Source organism: Quatrionicoccus australiensis, assembly GCF_020510525.1.
Classification (GTDB): Bacteria; Pseudomonadota; Gammaproteobacteria; order Burkholderiales; family Rhodocyclaceae; genus Azonexus; species Azonexus australiensis_B.
The window spans coordinates 4,074,687-4,089,210 of record NZ_CP075188.1; the positions used below are offsets into that span (position 1 = coordinate 4,074,687).

16 protein-coding genes are annotated in these 14,524 nt (G+C 59.9%); 13 read left to right on the plus strand and 3 right to left on the minus strand.

The window, feature by feature from the left end:
* Window positions 1-83 precede the first annotated feature (83 nt).
* Window positions 84-1,772, minus strand: coding sequence for a tetratricopeptide repeat protein (locus KI612_RS19300; protein ID WP_226441679.1), 1,689 nt, complete (start codon window positions 1,770-1,772; stop codon window positions 84-86).
* 201 nt (window positions 1,773-1,973) lie between these two features.
* Between KI612_RS19300 and mnmG the strand changes: the two genes are divergently transcribed.
* The 13 genes from mnmG (at window position 1,974) to KI612_RS19365 (ending at window position 13,082) form a co-directional block, all read left to right on the plus strand.
* A complete protein-coding gene (mnmG, locus tag KI612_RS19305) occupies window positions 1,974-3,860 on the plus strand; it encodes a tRNA uridine-5-carboxymethylaminomethyl(34) synthesis enzyme MnmG (RefSeq protein WP_226441680.1) in 1,887 nt (628 codons plus the stop codon).
* Window positions 3,857-4,474, plus strand: a complete 618-nt coding sequence (gene rsmG / locus KI612_RS19310; protein WP_226441681.1) for a 16S rRNA (guanine(527)-N(7))-methyltransferase RsmG — start codon at window positions 3,857-3,859, stop codon at window positions 4,472-4,474. The genes mnmG and rsmG overlap by 4 nt, the downstream gene beginning before the upstream one ends.
* A complete protein-coding gene (locus KI612_RS19315; protein ID WP_226441682.1) occupies window positions 4,471-5,232 on the plus strand; it encodes a ParA family protein in 762 nt (253 codons plus the stop codon). Before rsmG ends, KI612_RS19315 begins: the two co-directional genes overlap by 4 nt.
* Window positions 5,229-6,080 (plus strand): ParB/RepB/Spo0J family partition protein, encoded by an 852-nt coding sequence (locus tag KI612_RS19320; RefSeq protein WP_226441683.1) that lies wholly within the window; start codon window positions 5,229-5,231, stop codon window positions 6,078-6,080. Before KI612_RS19315 ends, KI612_RS19320 begins: the two co-directional genes overlap by 4 nt.
* 127 nt (window positions 6,081-6,207) lie before the next feature.
* Window positions 6,208-6,549, plus strand: a complete 342-nt coding sequence (locus KI612_RS19325; RefSeq protein WP_226441684.1) for an ATP synthase subunit I — start codon at window positions 6,208-6,210, stop codon at window positions 6,547-6,549.
* Between the two features lie 2 nt (window positions 6,550-6,551).
* On the plus strand, window positions 6,552-7,421 hold the full coding sequence (atpB, locus tag KI612_RS19330; RefSeq protein WP_226441685.1) for a F0F1 ATP synthase subunit A: 870 nt from the start codon (window positions 6,552-6,554) through the stop codon (window positions 7,419-7,421).
* Window positions 7,422-7,472: 51 nt separating this feature from the next.
* Entirely contained in the window at window positions 7,473-7,721 is a 249-nt protein-coding gene (gene atpE, locus KI612_RS19335; RefSeq protein ID WP_027457100.1) for a F0F1 ATP synthase subunit C, read from the plus strand.
* 39 nt (window positions 7,722-7,760) lie between these two features.
* Window positions 7,761-8,231, plus strand: coding sequence for a F0F1 ATP synthase subunit B (locus KI612_RS19340; protein ID WP_226441686.1), 471 nt, complete (start codon window positions 7,761-7,763; stop codon window positions 8,229-8,231).
* Window positions 8,232-8,236: 5 nt separating this feature from the next.
* Window positions 8,237-8,770 carry a F0F1 ATP synthase subunit delta gene (locus KI612_RS19345; RefSeq protein WP_226441687.1) on the plus strand — a complete coding sequence of 178 codons (534 nt, stop codon included), beginning with the start codon at window positions 8,237-8,239 and terminating at the stop codon, window positions 8,768-8,770.
* Window positions 8,771-8,779: 9 nt separating this feature from the next.
* Entirely contained in the window at window positions 8,780-10,318 is a 1,539-nt protein-coding gene (gene atpA, locus KI612_RS19350; protein ID WP_226441688.1) for a F0F1 ATP synthase subunit alpha, read from the plus strand.
* A gap of 17 nt (window positions 10,319-10,335) precedes the next feature.
* Entirely contained in the window at window positions 10,336-11,196 is an 861-nt protein-coding gene (atpG, locus tag KI612_RS19355) for a F0F1 ATP synthase subunit gamma (RefSeq protein WP_226441689.1), read from the plus strand.
* Between the two features lie 31 nt (window positions 11,197-11,227).
* Complete coding sequence (atpD, locus tag KI612_RS19360) at window positions 11,228-12,631, plus strand: F0F1 ATP synthase subunit beta (protein WP_226441690.1); 1,404 nt, start codon at window positions 11,228-11,230, stop codon at window positions 12,629-12,631.
* Between the two features lie 25 nt (window positions 12,632-12,656).
* Window positions 12,657-13,082: a F0F1 ATP synthase subunit epsilon gene (locus KI612_RS19365; protein ID WP_226441691.1), complete on the plus strand. Its 426-nt coding sequence runs from the start codon at window positions 12,657-12,659 to the stop codon at window positions 13,080-13,082.
* A gap of 71 nt (window positions 13,083-13,153) precedes the next feature.
* On the opposite strand, the gene KI612_RS19370 is transcribed toward KI612_RS19365, so the two are convergent.
* Together KI612_RS19370 and ubiE are read right to left on the minus strand one after the other, a co-directional pair.
* A complete protein-coding gene (locus KI612_RS19370) occupies window positions 13,154-13,723 on the minus strand; it encodes a ubiquinone biosynthesis accessory factor UbiJ (protein ID WP_226441692.1) in 570 nt (189 codons plus the stop codon).
* A gap of 63 nt (window positions 13,724-13,786) precedes the next feature.
* Window positions 13,787-14,524 carry a bifunctional demethylmenaquinone methyltransferase/2-methoxy-6-polyprenyl-1,4-benzoquinol methylase UbiE gene (gene ubiE, locus KI612_RS19375; RefSeq protein ID WP_226441693.1) on the minus strand — a complete coding sequence of 246 codons (738 nt, stop codon included), beginning with the start codon at window positions 14,522-14,524 and terminating at the stop codon, window positions 13,787-13,789.

Sequence of the window (14,524 nt, forward strand, 5' to 3'; positions counted from 1 at the left end):
ACGAATAACGCCCGAGCCCCCCGGTCGATGGACGCCCGCCGCAGAATAAATGGTTTCAGGATGTTGCTGCGGGCAAACGCCGTTCAGGCCGCGTCGACTTCGATGCCGTATTTGTTGGCAACCGTGACATAGAGTTCGCGCGCCGAGGCCACCTTGGGGCTCTTGCGATCCTTGCGCTGGGCGCGTTGCAGATAATCCTGCGCGCGAGCCGCCAGTTCGCTGTCCCAACCCTTTTTGTCGAGCAGGGTGAAAATCGCCTTCGCGGCATTGACCAGGAACTGCAGGTTGGGCACCTGTTCGGCCGCCTGGATCAGCAACTCGACGGCACCTTCCAGATCGCCATTGCGCGCCGCCATGACGCCCTTGTTGTTGAGTTCGATGATCTGTTTGCCGACCTGATCGAGCAAGGCCTTGCCCGCATCCGGCTGCCCGGTCTTTTCGAACACGCTGGTGATGTGTCCGATCAGATGCGGGTCCTCATGATTTTCGGCGGCGACCTGACGCATGATTTTCTGTGCCGCCTCCTGCTTGCCGGTGGCGTAGCAGGCATGCGCCAGATCGACGGCCAGACGCTGCGAAACATGCTTGCCCTTGGCGCTGGCCTCGGCAACCACCTCCTGCTGCAAGGCAATGGCCTGCTCGACCAGGCCCTGCGCCTTGTCCGGCGAGCCTTCCATGTCGAGGCAAAGGCTCTCGGTGACCAGTGCCGCCAGTTCGGCCTGCTTGTCGCCGCGCCATTCGCGCTTCATGTCGGCAGTGATCTTGCGTGAAGCAGCGACATCGCCTTTTTCAACAAGTACCCGCGACAGGTTGGCGAAGTCGTCCACCGTGCGCAGGCTGGAGCCACGACTGCGATCGATCACCTTGCCATAGGCCTTTTCGGCCCCCAGCAGATCCTTGTTGCGCGCCGCCGTATCGCCAACCAGCCGCTGCCGGATGGTGTTGTGCGGCGAGGCATCGGCCGCCCGCTGCAACACTTGCTGGGCGTCGACCAGACGGCCCTTGGCCTCATGCACGGAAGCCAGGAAATCGTAGGCGGAGAGGAACTCCGGTGCCTCTTCCAGCACCTGCTCGGCCAGTTCGCCCGCCTCGTCAAGCGCCCCGCGATCACGCAAGGCGGTGGCCAGACCCATCTTGGCCCAAGGCACGACACGGCCTTCGAGCACGCGGCGGAACACTTCTTCGGCTTCCGCCGTCTTGCCCAGGGTATGCAGCAATTCGCCCTTGAAACGCAGCGCGTCGTACATGTAGGCCGGTTGCTGCTGGATCACCCGGTCACAGGCGGCAATCGCCTCCTGCAGGGCACCGCGCTCGATCTGCTCGTAAATCCGGCGCAGCACGTGTTTCTTGAATATCGCCTTGACCAGGCGGGCCTGCAACTGGTCGGCAGTAAACGGCTTGATCAGGTAATCATCCGGCGCCAGTTCGGCCATCGACACGACATTGGTGTAACCGCGTTCGCTGGTGATGATCAGATAGACCGTGCCGAGCGGAATCAGGTGGGCATGCCGCAGTTCTTCAAGCAACTGCTGACCATCGCGGCCGTCATCGAGAACGAAGTCGGACAACACGATATCGAAACGGTTGGCCTTGACCTGGCGAATCACCTCGGCCGAATTGCCGGCGCCGTGAACGGCAGTCACCCCGAGCGCAGCCAGCATCAGGCGCAGCGATTCGCGCGCCGGCGGGTGCCGGTCGACGATCAAAACCCGCTTTTTTGTCAGTGACTGCTGCAAAACCAGCAGCATCTCGTCGTTATCGAGAGCGCTCATGCTATTTGCTTGCCTAGTGCGAATCTTGGCAAGTTACTTGAGTTCGGCAGGCAGGGCAAGGCATGCGGGGCATGCGACCGCAAATCCATCGCGGACAAACAGATCGGCAGCGCGGCGAAGCTGGGCGGCGAAAACTTCGATTTTTCAGCGACCTGACGTAAAATCCGGCTCCCGATACTGCACCGCAGCAAGGCTATTCCCATGCTCTATCCCACCCGTTTTGATGTCATCGTTGTCGGCGGCGGTCATGCCGGCACCGAGGCTGCGCTGGCCGCGGCGCGGATGGGGGCAAACACGCTCTTGCTGACCCACAATCTCGACACGCTCGGCGCGATGAGCTGCAACCCGTCGATCGGCGGCATCGGCAAGGGTCATCTGGTGCGCGAGGTCGATGCGCTGGGCGGCGCGATGGCGGCAGCCACCGACGAAGCCGGCATCCAGTTCCGCATTTTGAACGCATCGAAAGGCCCGGCCGTACGCGCCACCCGCGCCCAGGCCGACCGCGTGCTGTACAAGCAGGCAATCCGTTCGCGCCTGGAAAACCAGCCCAACCTGACCATTTTCGCCGAAGCCTGCGACGACCTGATCGTCGAAGGCGACAAGGTCTGCGGCGCCGTCACCCAGCTTGGCATCCGCTTTTTGGCCGATTCCGTGGTGTTGACCGCTGGCACCTTCCTCAACGGCAAGATCCACGTCGGCCTGGAAAACTACACCGGCGGCCGCATGGGCGATCCACCCTCGGTGTCGCTGGCGGCCCGCCTCAAGGAACTCAATCTGCCGCAAGGCCGCCTGAAGACCGGCACGCCGCCGCGTCTCGACGGCAAGACCATCGATTTCTCGGTGATGGAAGAGCAGCACTCGGACGATCCGCTGCCGGTCTTTTCCTTCCTCGGCAACGCCGCCCGGCATCCGCGCCAGCTGCCGTGCTGGATCACCGAAACCAACGAGCGCACGCACGACATCATCCGCAGCGGCCTCGACCGTTCGCCGATGTACACCGGCGTCATCGAAGGCGTCGGCCCGCGCTACTGCCCGTCGATCGAAGACAAGATCCACCGCTTCGCCGACAAGAACCAGCACAATGTCTTCCTCGAACCGGAAGGCCTGACGACGCACGAGATCTACCCGAACGGCGTCTCCACCAGCCTGCCTTTCGACATCCAGCTGGCGCTGGTGCGCTCGATCCGCGGCATGGAAAACTGCCACATCCTGCGCCCCGGCTACGCCATCGAATACGATTTCTACGATCCACGCGGCCTCAAGGACACGCTGGAGAGCAAGGCAATCAACGGCCTGTTCTTCGCCGGCCAGATCAACGGCACGACCGGCTATGAAGAGGCTGCCGCACAAGGCCTGCTCGCCGGGGTCAACGCCGTGCGCTACCTGCGCAGCGAAGAAGGCTGGTGTCCGAAACGCAACGAGGCCTATCTCGGCGTGCTGGTCGACGACCTGATCACGCGCGGCGTTTCCGACCCCTACCGGATGTTCACCAGCCGCGCCGAATACCGCCTCAGCCTGCGCGAGGACAACGCCGACCTGCGCCTGACCGAACAGGGCCGGACCCTCGGCCTGATCGACGATAGCCGCTGGGCTGCCTTCTGCCAGAAACGCGACGCCATCGCCGCCGAGCAGGAGCGCCTGAAGGCGACCTGGGTCAATCCGAAAATCCTGCCGGCCGAGGATGCACTGCGCGTGCTCGGCAAGGCCATCGAGCATGAATACAACCTGTTCGAACTGCTGCGCCGCCCGGAAATCTCCTATTCCTCGCTACTGACGCTGCCCGGCGCAGGTGAAGCGCTGAGCGACCCGGCGGTCGTCGAACAGCTGGAAATCTCCGCCAAGTACCAGGGCTACATCGACCGCCAGGCCGAGGAAGTCGCCAAGTCGAGTTCCTACGAAAACACGGTGCTGCCGGTCGATCTCGATTACGGCAAGGTCGCTGGCCTGTCCAATGAAGTGAAACAGAAGCTGGCCCTGCACAAGCCACAAACGATCGGCCAGGCTTCGCGCATCCAGGGCATCACGCCGGCGGCGATTTCGCTGCTGCTGATCCACCTCAAGCGCTTCAATCTGAGCCAGGCCGCATGAGCGCCATCACCCTTGCCGCCGGCCTCGCCGAACTCGGCATCGACTTGCCGGCAGAGGCGCAGCGCAAGCTGCTCGCCTTCCGCGACCTGCTGCTGAAATGGAACAAGACCTACAACCTGACCGCGCTGCGCGATCCAGCCCAGGCCGTTTCGCATCACCTGCTCGATTCGCTGGCCATCCTGCCGCAGGTCGGCCCCGGCGCGCTGCTCGATGTCGGCAGCGGCGGCGGCCTGCCCGGCATCCCGCTGGCAATCGCCCGCCCCGAACTGTCGGTCAGCATGGTCGATACCGTGCAGAAGAAGGCAACTTTCCTGCAACAGGCGGCGATCGAACTCGGCCTGAAGAATATTCGGGCACATCACGCGCGGGTCGAGGAAATGCAGGGACAATACGCGCAGATCAGTTCGCGCGCCTTTGCCGAGATCGGCCTCTTCATCAGCCTGACCCGCCACCTGCTGGCGCCGGGCGGGCGCTGGCTGGCCATGAAAGGCGTCCGTCCGGATGCTGAACTTGAATCCCTGCCGGTCGACATCGTTGTGGAAGCCATTATTCCTCTCCACGTGCCAGGGCTGGATGCCGAACGCCATTTGATCATTCTGAAAGCCGGGTCATGAAAGTACTCGCCATAACCAACCAGAAGGGCGGCGTCGGCAAGACGACCACCGCCGTCAATCTGGCTGCCTCGCTCGGCGCCGAAGGCCAGCGCGTGCTGCTGATCGACATGGACCCGCAGGGCAACGCCACGACCGGCGCCGGCATCACCAAGAAGGAAGCCCTGCCCACGGTCTACCAGTTGCTGATCGGTGCCGCGACGCTGAGCGAGGTCTGCATCAAGACCGAATTCAACTTCGACATCCTGCCGGCCAACCGCGAACTGGCCGGTGCCGAAGTCGAGCTGATCGAACTCGAACAGCGCGAGTATCGCCTCAAGAACGCCCTGCAGGCCGGCCACGCCACCTACGACTTCATCCTGATCGACTGCCCGCCGGCACTCAACATGCTGACGGTCAACGGCCTGGTCGCCTCGGATTCCGTGCTGATCCCGATGCAGTGCGAGTACTACGCACTGGAAGGTCTTTCCGACCTCGTCGAAACCCTGCGCAAGGTGCGCCATCATCTCAATTCGCGCCTCGAGATCGAGGGCTTGCTGCGCACCATGTATAACCCGCAAAGCACGCTGACGCAGCAAGTCTCGGCCGAACTGGAAAGCCATTTTGGCGACAAGGTCTACAAGACCATCGTGCCACGCAACGTCCGCCTCGCCGAGGCACCGTCCTACGGCAAGCCGGTTATTGCCTTTGACAAAAACTCCAGGGGTGCGCTGGCCTATAGCGCGCTCGCCAAAGAAATTCTCGAGAGGGTCGCCCCATGATCAAGATGAAAGGACTCGGCCGCGGCCTGGATGCCCTGCTTTCCGGCAGCGACAAACCGCAGGGCGACGAACAGCGCAATCTGCCGGTCGAGCGCCTGCGCCCCGGCAAATACCAGCCGCGCACCCACATGGACCAGGAGTCGCTCGCCGAACTGGCCGCCTCGATCAAGACCCAGGGCGTCATGCAACCCATCCTGGTGCGAGCCGTCGACAGCACGCCCGGCGCCGAGCGTTACGAAATCGTTGCCGGCGAACGCCGCTGGCGCGCCTCGCAACTGGCCGGCCTGAACGAAGTCCCGGTCCTCGTGCGCAGCATTCCCGATGAACAGGCGCTGGCCATGGCGCTGATCGAGAACATCCAGCGCGAAAATCTCAATCCGCTCGAGGAGGCCCAGGGCCTGCAACGCCTGATCGACGAGTTCGGCCTGACCCATCAGCAGGCTGCCGATGCGGTTGGCCGCTCGCGACCGGCTGCATCGAATTTGCTGCGTCTGCTGCAGTTGACCGGCGCCGCCCAGGAATTGCTGATGACCGGCAAGCTCGACATGGGGCATGCCCGCGCCCTGTTGCCACTGCCCGCCGCCCAGCAGGTCGCCGTTGCCCAGCGCATCGTGCAGAAGGGCTTGTCGGTGCGGGAGGCCGAACGCCTCGTCCAGCAGATCCTGACGCCACCCGAAAAAGCGGCCGAACGCCCGGTTGACCGCGACCTGCTGCGCCTGCAGGAAGAGCTTTCCGATGTCATGGGCGCCAATGTCGCGATTCGCAGCAACAAGAAGGGCGCCGGCAAGATCACCATCGAGTTCGGCGACCTCGATCAACTCGACGGCATCCTCGGCAAACTCCGCTAAACCCCGGTAAACCGCGCCAGTCAACGAAATCCTACGGGAAAACCCCTAATTTTCATTGACGTAGAAATGCCCAGTCTTGTATCATTTAGGTCTGTGTGGCACGTCCGGTCAACGATTGCAAGGCACCATGTACAAGGCGATTTATCTCCAATTTGGTGCGGCAGTGATAACAGCAATCGGGGCAGGATTGATCGTGGGAACGCGGGGGCTTGTTTCGGTGGGATTGGCGGCGATCGCCTGCATACTTCCCAACCTTTTCTTTGCCGTCCGGCTGACGATGTTGAGCAACCGCCCCGGCAATATCTACGCGGCGAACTTCTTCATCGGTGAGTTCCTCAAGATCGGCGCCACCATTGGATTACTGGCAATCGCCATCAAGGGGTATCCCGAGATGCACTGGCCCAGCTTGTTGATCGGCTTCGCGATTGTTTTGCATGCAGGTTTTATAGCGTTCTGGAAGAAACCCTGATTATGTCTACAGCAGGCCACGAAGAAGCAGCAGCAAACGCGCCGACCGCCGGCGAATACATCGTTCACCACCTGACGCAATGGAATACCACCGGTCATGCGCAGAAGGATGTGATCGATTTCAGCGTTCTCAATCTCGACACCATGATCTTTTCCGTCCTGATGGGCGTACTGGGTCTGTTCGTCATGTGGCGCGTCGCCAAGAGCGTCACCTCTGGCGTTCCGGGTCGCATGCAGGCCGCCGTCGAGATCGTCCTCGAAATGGTCAACGACCAGGCCAAGGGCATCGTCCATAGTGCCGAATCCCGCAAGTTCGTCGGCCCGCTGGCCCTGACCGTGTTCATCTGGATCTTCCTGATGAACTCCATGGACTTCCTGCCGGTCGATCTGTTGCCGACCCTCTGGCAGACCATCACCGGTGATCACCACGCTTATCTGCGTGTTGTCCCGACCGCCGACCTGAACGGCACGCTGGGCATGTCGGCCGGCGTCCTGCTGGTCTGTGTTTACTACAACATCAAGATCAAGGGTATCGGTGGCTGGATCCACGAACTCTTCACCGCACCGTTCGGCAGCCATCCGCTGCTCTATCCGGTCAATTTCGCCATGCAGATGATCGAATTCCTCGCCAAGACCGTTTCCCACGGCATGCGACTGTTCGGCAACATGTATGCAGGCGAACTGGTATTCATGCTGATCGCACTGATGGGTGCAGCCTGGACTGCAAGCGCCACCGGCGTTTCCCTGTTCCTCGGCCACATCGTCGCCGGTTCGATCTGGGCAATCTTCCACATCCTGATTGTTGCCCTGCAAGCTTTCATCTTCATGATGCTGACGCTGGTCTATGTCGGCCAGGCTCACGAAGCGCACTGATTTCGTTGTAACTTTGTAGTCTTTTATTTTTTAACTTAGCAAGGAGTTGTCATGGAACACGTTCTCGGTTTTGTTGCTCTGGCTGCCGGCCTGATCATTGGTCTGGGTGCTATCGGTGCCTGTATCGGTATCGGCCTGATGGGCGGCAAGTACATTGAAGCCTCTGCCCGCCAGCCTGAGCTGATGAACGCTCTGCAAACCAAGATGTTCCTGCTGGCCGGTCTGATCGACGCCGCATTCCTGATTGGCGTTGGTATCGCCATGATGTTCGCCTTCGCCAATCCGTTCAAGCTGGTTTAATCGGTCCTCAACCGATCAACTCTTTAGAGGACTAATACCGTGAATCTGAACGCAACGTTGTTTGCACAGCTCGTTGTGTTCTTCATTCTGGCGTGGTTCACGATGCAATTCGTGTGGCCCCCCATTGTGAAGGCGCTCGACGAGCGTGCGAAGAAGATCGCGGATGGACTGGCTGCCGCTGAACGCGGCAAGCATGATCTCGAACTGGCTACCAAGCGCTCCACGGATGCTCTCCGTGAAGGCAAGGAAAAGGCCGCCGAACTGATCGCCAACGCTGAAAAGCGTGCCGCTCAGGTTATCGACGAAGCAAAGGTAACGGCCAAGGCCGAAGCTGACCGCATCGTCGCAGGCGCCAAGGCAGAAATCGACCAGGAAGCTGTACGCGCCAAGGAACAATTGCGCGAACAAGTCTCTTCCCTGGTGGTTGCCGGTGCAGAACAAATTCTGCGTCGCGAGATCAATGCCCAGGCTCATGCCGATATTCTGGCCACGATCAAACAGGATCTGTAAAGCTTATGGCTGAATCTGTCACCATCGCTCGCCCCTACGCTGACGCTGCATTTCGCATCGCTCAGGAAACCGGGGCGCAGGGCATCTGGTCTGCACGCCTCCAGCGTCTGGCCCTTATCGCCCAGGACGGGGACATGGCTTCGGTCATGGGCAATCCCCGGCTCTCCGCCGAGCAGGTTGCCGATCTGTTGATTTCGCTGTCTGAAGACAGCGACGTAACCCTTGGCAGCTTTATTCGTACCCTCGCAGAAAACCGGCGTCTCGCACTCCTGCCGGAGATTTCCCGGCTTTTCGAACTGGCCAAGAGCCAGGAAGAAGGGGTCAAGGAGGCGGTGGTGCATTCCGCATTTCCCATTGACGACAGCCAAGTCGCCGCTCTGCTGCAACAGCTCGAGCCCCGCTTTGGTACCCGCCTGACTGCTCGTGTCGTAATCGACCCGAGCCTGATCGGTGGGGTGAAAATTGCCGTCGGTGACCAGGTGCTGGATGCTTCAGTCCGCGGCAAACTCGACTCGATGGCCGTGGCGCTGAACAACTAGGAGAATTTCATGCAGTTGAATCCTTCCGAAATTTCTGAACTGATCAAGAGCAAAATCCAGAACCTGCAGGGCGCATCGGAAGTGCGCACGCAGGGCACCGTGGTTTCCGTCACCGACGGTATCGTGCGCGTGCATGGTTTGCAAGACGTCATGCAAGGCGAAATGCTGGAATTCCCCGGCAACACCTTCGGCATGGCACTCAACCTCGAGCGCGACTCCGTCGGCGCCGTTATTCTTGGCGAATACGAGCACATCTCCGAAGGCGACGTCGTCAAGACGACCGGTCGCATTCTGGAAGTGCCGGTTGGTCCGGAACTGCTCGGCCGCGTGGTCAACACCCTTGGTCAGCCGATCGACGGCAAGGGCCCGATCAACGCCAAGCTGACCGACAAGCTGGAAAAGGTTGCTCCGGGCGTTATTTGGCGGAAGTCCGTTTCCCAGCCGGTGCAAACCGGTCTGAAGTGTGTGGACTCCATGGTTCCGGTTGGTCGTGGTCAGCGCGAACTGATCATTGGCGACCGTCAAACCGGCAAGACCGCCGTTGCAGTCGACGCGATCATCAACCAGAAGGGCAAGAACCTCTTCTGCGTTTATGTTGCTATCGGCCAGAAGGCTTCCACCATCGCCAACGTCGTGCGCAAGCTCGAAGAACACGGCGCTATGGAATACACCATCGTCGTTGCTGCTTCCGCCTCCGAATCCGCTGCTCTGCAATACCTGGCTCCCTATGCCGGCTGCACGATGGGCGAGTATTTCCGCGACCGTGGTCAAGACGCACTGATCATTTATGACGATTTGACCAAGCAAGCCTGGGGCTACCGTCAGGTTTCCCTGCTGCTGCGCCGTCCGCCGGGCCGCGAAGCCTATCCGGGCGACGTGTTCTATCTCCACTCCCGTCTGCTGGAACGCGCCGCTCGCGTTTCCGAAGCCTGGGTCGAGAAGTTCACCAATGGCGAAGTCACGGGCAAGAGCGGTTCGCTGACCGCACTGCCGGTTATCGAAACCCAGGCAGGTGACGTTTCTGCTTTCGTTCCGACCAACGTGATCTCGATTACCGATGGCCAGATCTTCCTGGAAACTGACCTTTTCAACGCCGGTATCCGTCCTGCTATCAATGCCGGTATCTCCGTGTCCCGCGTCGGTGGCGCTGCCCAAACCAAGCTGATCAAGAAGCTCGGTGGCGGTGTCCGTCTGGCTCTGGCCCAGTACCGCGAACTCGCTGCGTTCGCCCAGTTTGCTTCTGATCTCGACGAAGCAACCCGCAAGCAGCTGGAGCGTGGTCGCCTGGTGACCGAGCTGATGAAGCAGGCCCAGTACTCGCCGATGAACATCTCCGACATGGCCGTCACGCTGTACGCAGCTGACAAGGGTTATTTCGACGATGTCGAAGTCAAGCGTGCCCTGGAATGCGAAAAGGCCATGATCAGCTACCTGAAGGCCAACTGCGCCGATGTCATGAACACCATGGAATCGACTGCAGACCTCAGTGGCGACACCGAAAAGGCACTTGCCGCCGGCATCGCTGCTTTCAAGAGCAGCTGGGCCTGATCGGCTAGGAGAATCGCATGGCTAGCGGCAAGGAAATTCGCAACAAGATCAAGAGCGTCGAAAACACGCGCAAGATCACCAAGGCCATGGAAATGGTGGCCGCATCCAAAATGCGCAAAGCGCAGGAACGGATGCGTGCTGCCCGTCCTTATGGCGAGAAAATCCGGCGCGTTGCAGGCAATCTGTCGCACGCCCTGACCGAGTACAAGCATCCCTTCCTGAACAAGCGCGAACAAGCCAATGCCGGCATCGTTCTCGTGACGTCGGACAAGGGTCTGTGCGGCGGTTTGAACTCCAACCTCTTGCGCCTTGCGGTGATCAAGATGAAGGAATTCGATGCTCAGGGCACGAAATTTCAGGCGACCTGCATCGGCAACAAGGGTCTCGGCTTCATGCAGCGTGCTGGTGCAAAGATCGTTTCGCACGTGACAGCTCTTGGCGATACGCCGCATCTGGAAAAGCTGATCGGGCCGGTCAAGGTTCAACTTGATGCCTACATGAACGGTGAGATTGATGCGCTTTACATCGGCTATACCCGTTTCATCAACACGATGAAGCAGGAGCCGGTTTTCGAACAAGTTCTCCCGCTGACTGGCGAAGCTGTTGGCTCGTCCAAGTCGAACTGGGACTACGTGTACGAACCGGAAGCCAAGGCGGTCATCGACGATCTTTTGATCCGTTACGTCGAAGCAATGATTTATCAGGCTGTGGCCGAAAACATGGCCTCCGAGCAGTCCGCCCGGATGGTTGCCATGAAGTCTGCTTCCGACAACGCCAAGACCGTCATCGGTGACTTGAAGCTGGTTTACAACAAGGCCCGTCAGGCTGCGATTACCAAGGAACTCTCGGAAATCGTCAGCGGCGCCGCCGCGGTGTGACGCGTAGATTTTAATTTTTGGGGATTTGAATATGAGTCAAGGTTCAATCGTTCAGTGCATCGGCGCCGTTGTGGACATCCACTTCCCGCGCGAAGCAATGCCGAAGGTCTACGACGCCCTCAAGCTCGATGCTTCTGAAGCAAACGGCATGGCGGAAGAAGGCCTGACCTTCGAAGTTCAGCAACAGCTGGGCGACGGCGTGGTTCGCACCATTGCCATGGGTTCATCCGACGGCCTGCGCCGCGGCATGAAGGTTAACAACACCGGTGCAGGCATCTCCGTGCCGGTCGGCATGGGCACGCTGGGTCGCATCATGGACGTCCTCGGCCGTCCGATCGACGAAGCCGGTCCGATCGACAGCAACGAACTGCGCGAAATCCACGCAGCCGCACCGAAGTTCGACGAACTGTCGTCTTCCGTCGATCTGCTGGAAACCGGCATCAAGGTTATCGACCTGATCTGCCCGTTCGCCAAGGGCGGCAAGGTTGGCCTGTTCGGTGGCGCCGGCGTCGGCAAGACCGTTAACATGATGGAACTGATCAACAACATCGCCAAGCAACACGCCGGTCTCTCGGTGTTTGCCGGTGTTGGTGAGCGTACCCGTGAAGGTAACGACTTCTATCACGAAATGAAGGACTCCAACGTTCTCGACAAGGTCGCGATGGTGTTCGGTCAGATGAACGAGCCGCCGGGCAACCGTCTGCGCGTTGCGCTGACCGGTCTGACCATGGCCGAACGTTTCCGTGATGATGGTCGTGACATTCTGTTCTTCGTCGACAACATCTATCGCTACACGCTGGCCGGTACCGAAGTTTCCGCACTGCTCGGCCGTATGCCTTCCGCCGTGGGCTATCAGCCGACGCTGGCTGAAGAAATGGGCCGTCTGCAAGAGCGTATCACCTCGACCAAGGTTGGCTCGATCACCTCCATCCAGGCCGTTTACGTGCCTGCCGATGACTTGACCGACCCGTCGCCTGCAACCACCTTCCTGCACTTGGACTCCACGGTCGTGCTGTCGCGTGACATCGCTTCGCTGGGTATCTACCCGGCTGTCGATCCGCTCGACTCCACCTCCCGCCAGCTCGATCCGCAAGTCGTTGGTGAAGAGCACTACTCGGTTGCCCGTGCCGTGCAGATGAATCTGCAACGCTACAAGGAACTGCGTGACATCATCGCGATTCTGGGTATGGACGAACTGTCTCCTGAAGACAAGCTCGCCGTTTCCCGCGCTCGCAAGATCCAGCGTTTCCTGTCGCAGCCGTTCCACGTTGCTGAAGTCTTCACCGGCTCGCCGGGCAAGTTCGTTTCCCTCAAGGACACGATCAAGGGCTTCAAGGGCATTTGTGCCGGCGAATACGATCACCTGCCGGAACAAGCGTTCTACATGGTCGGCGGTATCGAGGAAGTCATCGAGAAGGCCAAGACGCTGCAGTGATGCGGCGTCGGCATAGGAGCCAGTAATGGTAATGACTGTTCATTGTGATGTCGTCAGCGCCGAGGAGTCCATCTTCTCCGGCCTGGTGGAAATGGCGGTGTTTCCCGGTGAAGCCGGGGAACTCGGCATTCTGCCGCACCATACGCCCTTGCTCACCCGCATCAAGCCCGGCACCATTCGTCTGAAGGTGCCGGATCAGAGCGATTTCGAGCTGGTCTATGTGTCTGGTGGAATGCTGGAAGTTCAGCCCGACATGATTACCGTGTTGGCAGATACCGCCATCCGGGCTCATGACCTGGACGAAGCCAAGGCTCTGGAAGCCAAGAAGCGTGCCGAAGAAGCGCTTGCCAACCGGCAAGCCGAAATCGACTACGCCTCTGCCGAAGCGGAGCTGGCTCAGGCCATCGCCCAGCTTCAGGCCATTCAGCGTCTGCGCAAGTCGGTACACTGATTCCGGTTATCCGGATGACAAAAAAGGGCAGCTCAGGCTGCCCTTTTTCATTTCCGGCTATCGCTCGGCAATCAGAGACGATTCAGGCGTTTTTCCAGACGTGCCAGATCGTCACGCAAGACATCAACCTCGCGACCGAATGCTTCCAGTTCGCGGCGCGGCATGATCCAGTCGGAATCTTCGCTGGCATACTCGGCCAGATTGGTGAACAAGCGCGCGAACGACTCCCGGGCTTGCCTGCCCAGGGTATGGCGCACCATTTCAAGCCGGTGAGCCGGTATATCGCCGACATAATTTGCCAGATCGGCTTCGACATCCCAGCGCAGATTACGAAACACAAAGGCCAGGGTTTCAGCGAAATCAGCAGAACCGGAAAGTTTGGCCGCCTGGAAAACGCTCTTCCGGTCAGTCAGGAAACGAATCGGCGTATCAATCGGCAGACTGATGGTCACGGCGGGCGATTGCTCCGCCGAACCAGGCTGGAAAAGACCATCACTATCGACCAGCAGATGCAGATCCAGCGGCCCGGCCTGGATCAGCGCATGACGGCCGGCGCAGGAACGCAGGCGCTCCTGCGCCCAGGGTTCGGCGAGAATCAGGTGATTCAGGGCAGCAGGAACAAGGCGGTGGAATGCGTTCATCTCAATTCACCAGACGCGTAGCGGTCGACACCTGAAAACAGGCGATTTCCAGCCTCACTCACCTCAGAACTTGAAGCCGCGATGCAGAGCGACAACACCGAGCGCCATGTTGAAATATTCGACCTTCTCGAAGCCGACCTTTTCCATCATTTCTTTCAGCTCTTCCTGGCCAGGATGCATGCGGATCGATTCTGACAGGTAGCGATAGCTGTCGGAATCATTGGTGACCAGCTGACCAACGCGCGGGATCACCTGGAAAGAGTAGAAGTCATAAACCGGCGCCAGCGGCTTCCAGATTTTCGAGAACTCGAGGACCAGCAGACGGCCGCCCGGGCGCAAGACACGATACATCTCGGCCAGCGCCGCATCCTTGTGGGTCATGTTGCGCAGGCCGAAAGCAACCGTCACACAATCAAACCAGTCGTCGGGGAAGGGCAGCTTTTCGGCATCACATTGCGCAGCGGGCACCATGTAACCCTTGTCGAGCAGGCGATCGCGACCGCGCGCCAACATGGCGTTGTTGATGTCGGTCAGCCAGACCTGGCCGCTCTTGCCGACGCGCTTGGCGAAAGCCAGCGAGAGATCGCCGGTACCGCCCGCCACATCAAGAACACGCGAACCTTCGCGCACACCGCTGCGCTGGATGGTGAAAGCCTTCCACAGACGATGCATGCCGCCCGACATCAGATCGTTCATCAAGTCGTAACGACTGGCAACCGAATCGAATACCTCGGCGACACGCCGGGCCTTTTCCTGCTCGGCTACGGTTTCGTAGCCAAAATGTGTAGTGTCTTTAGTCAT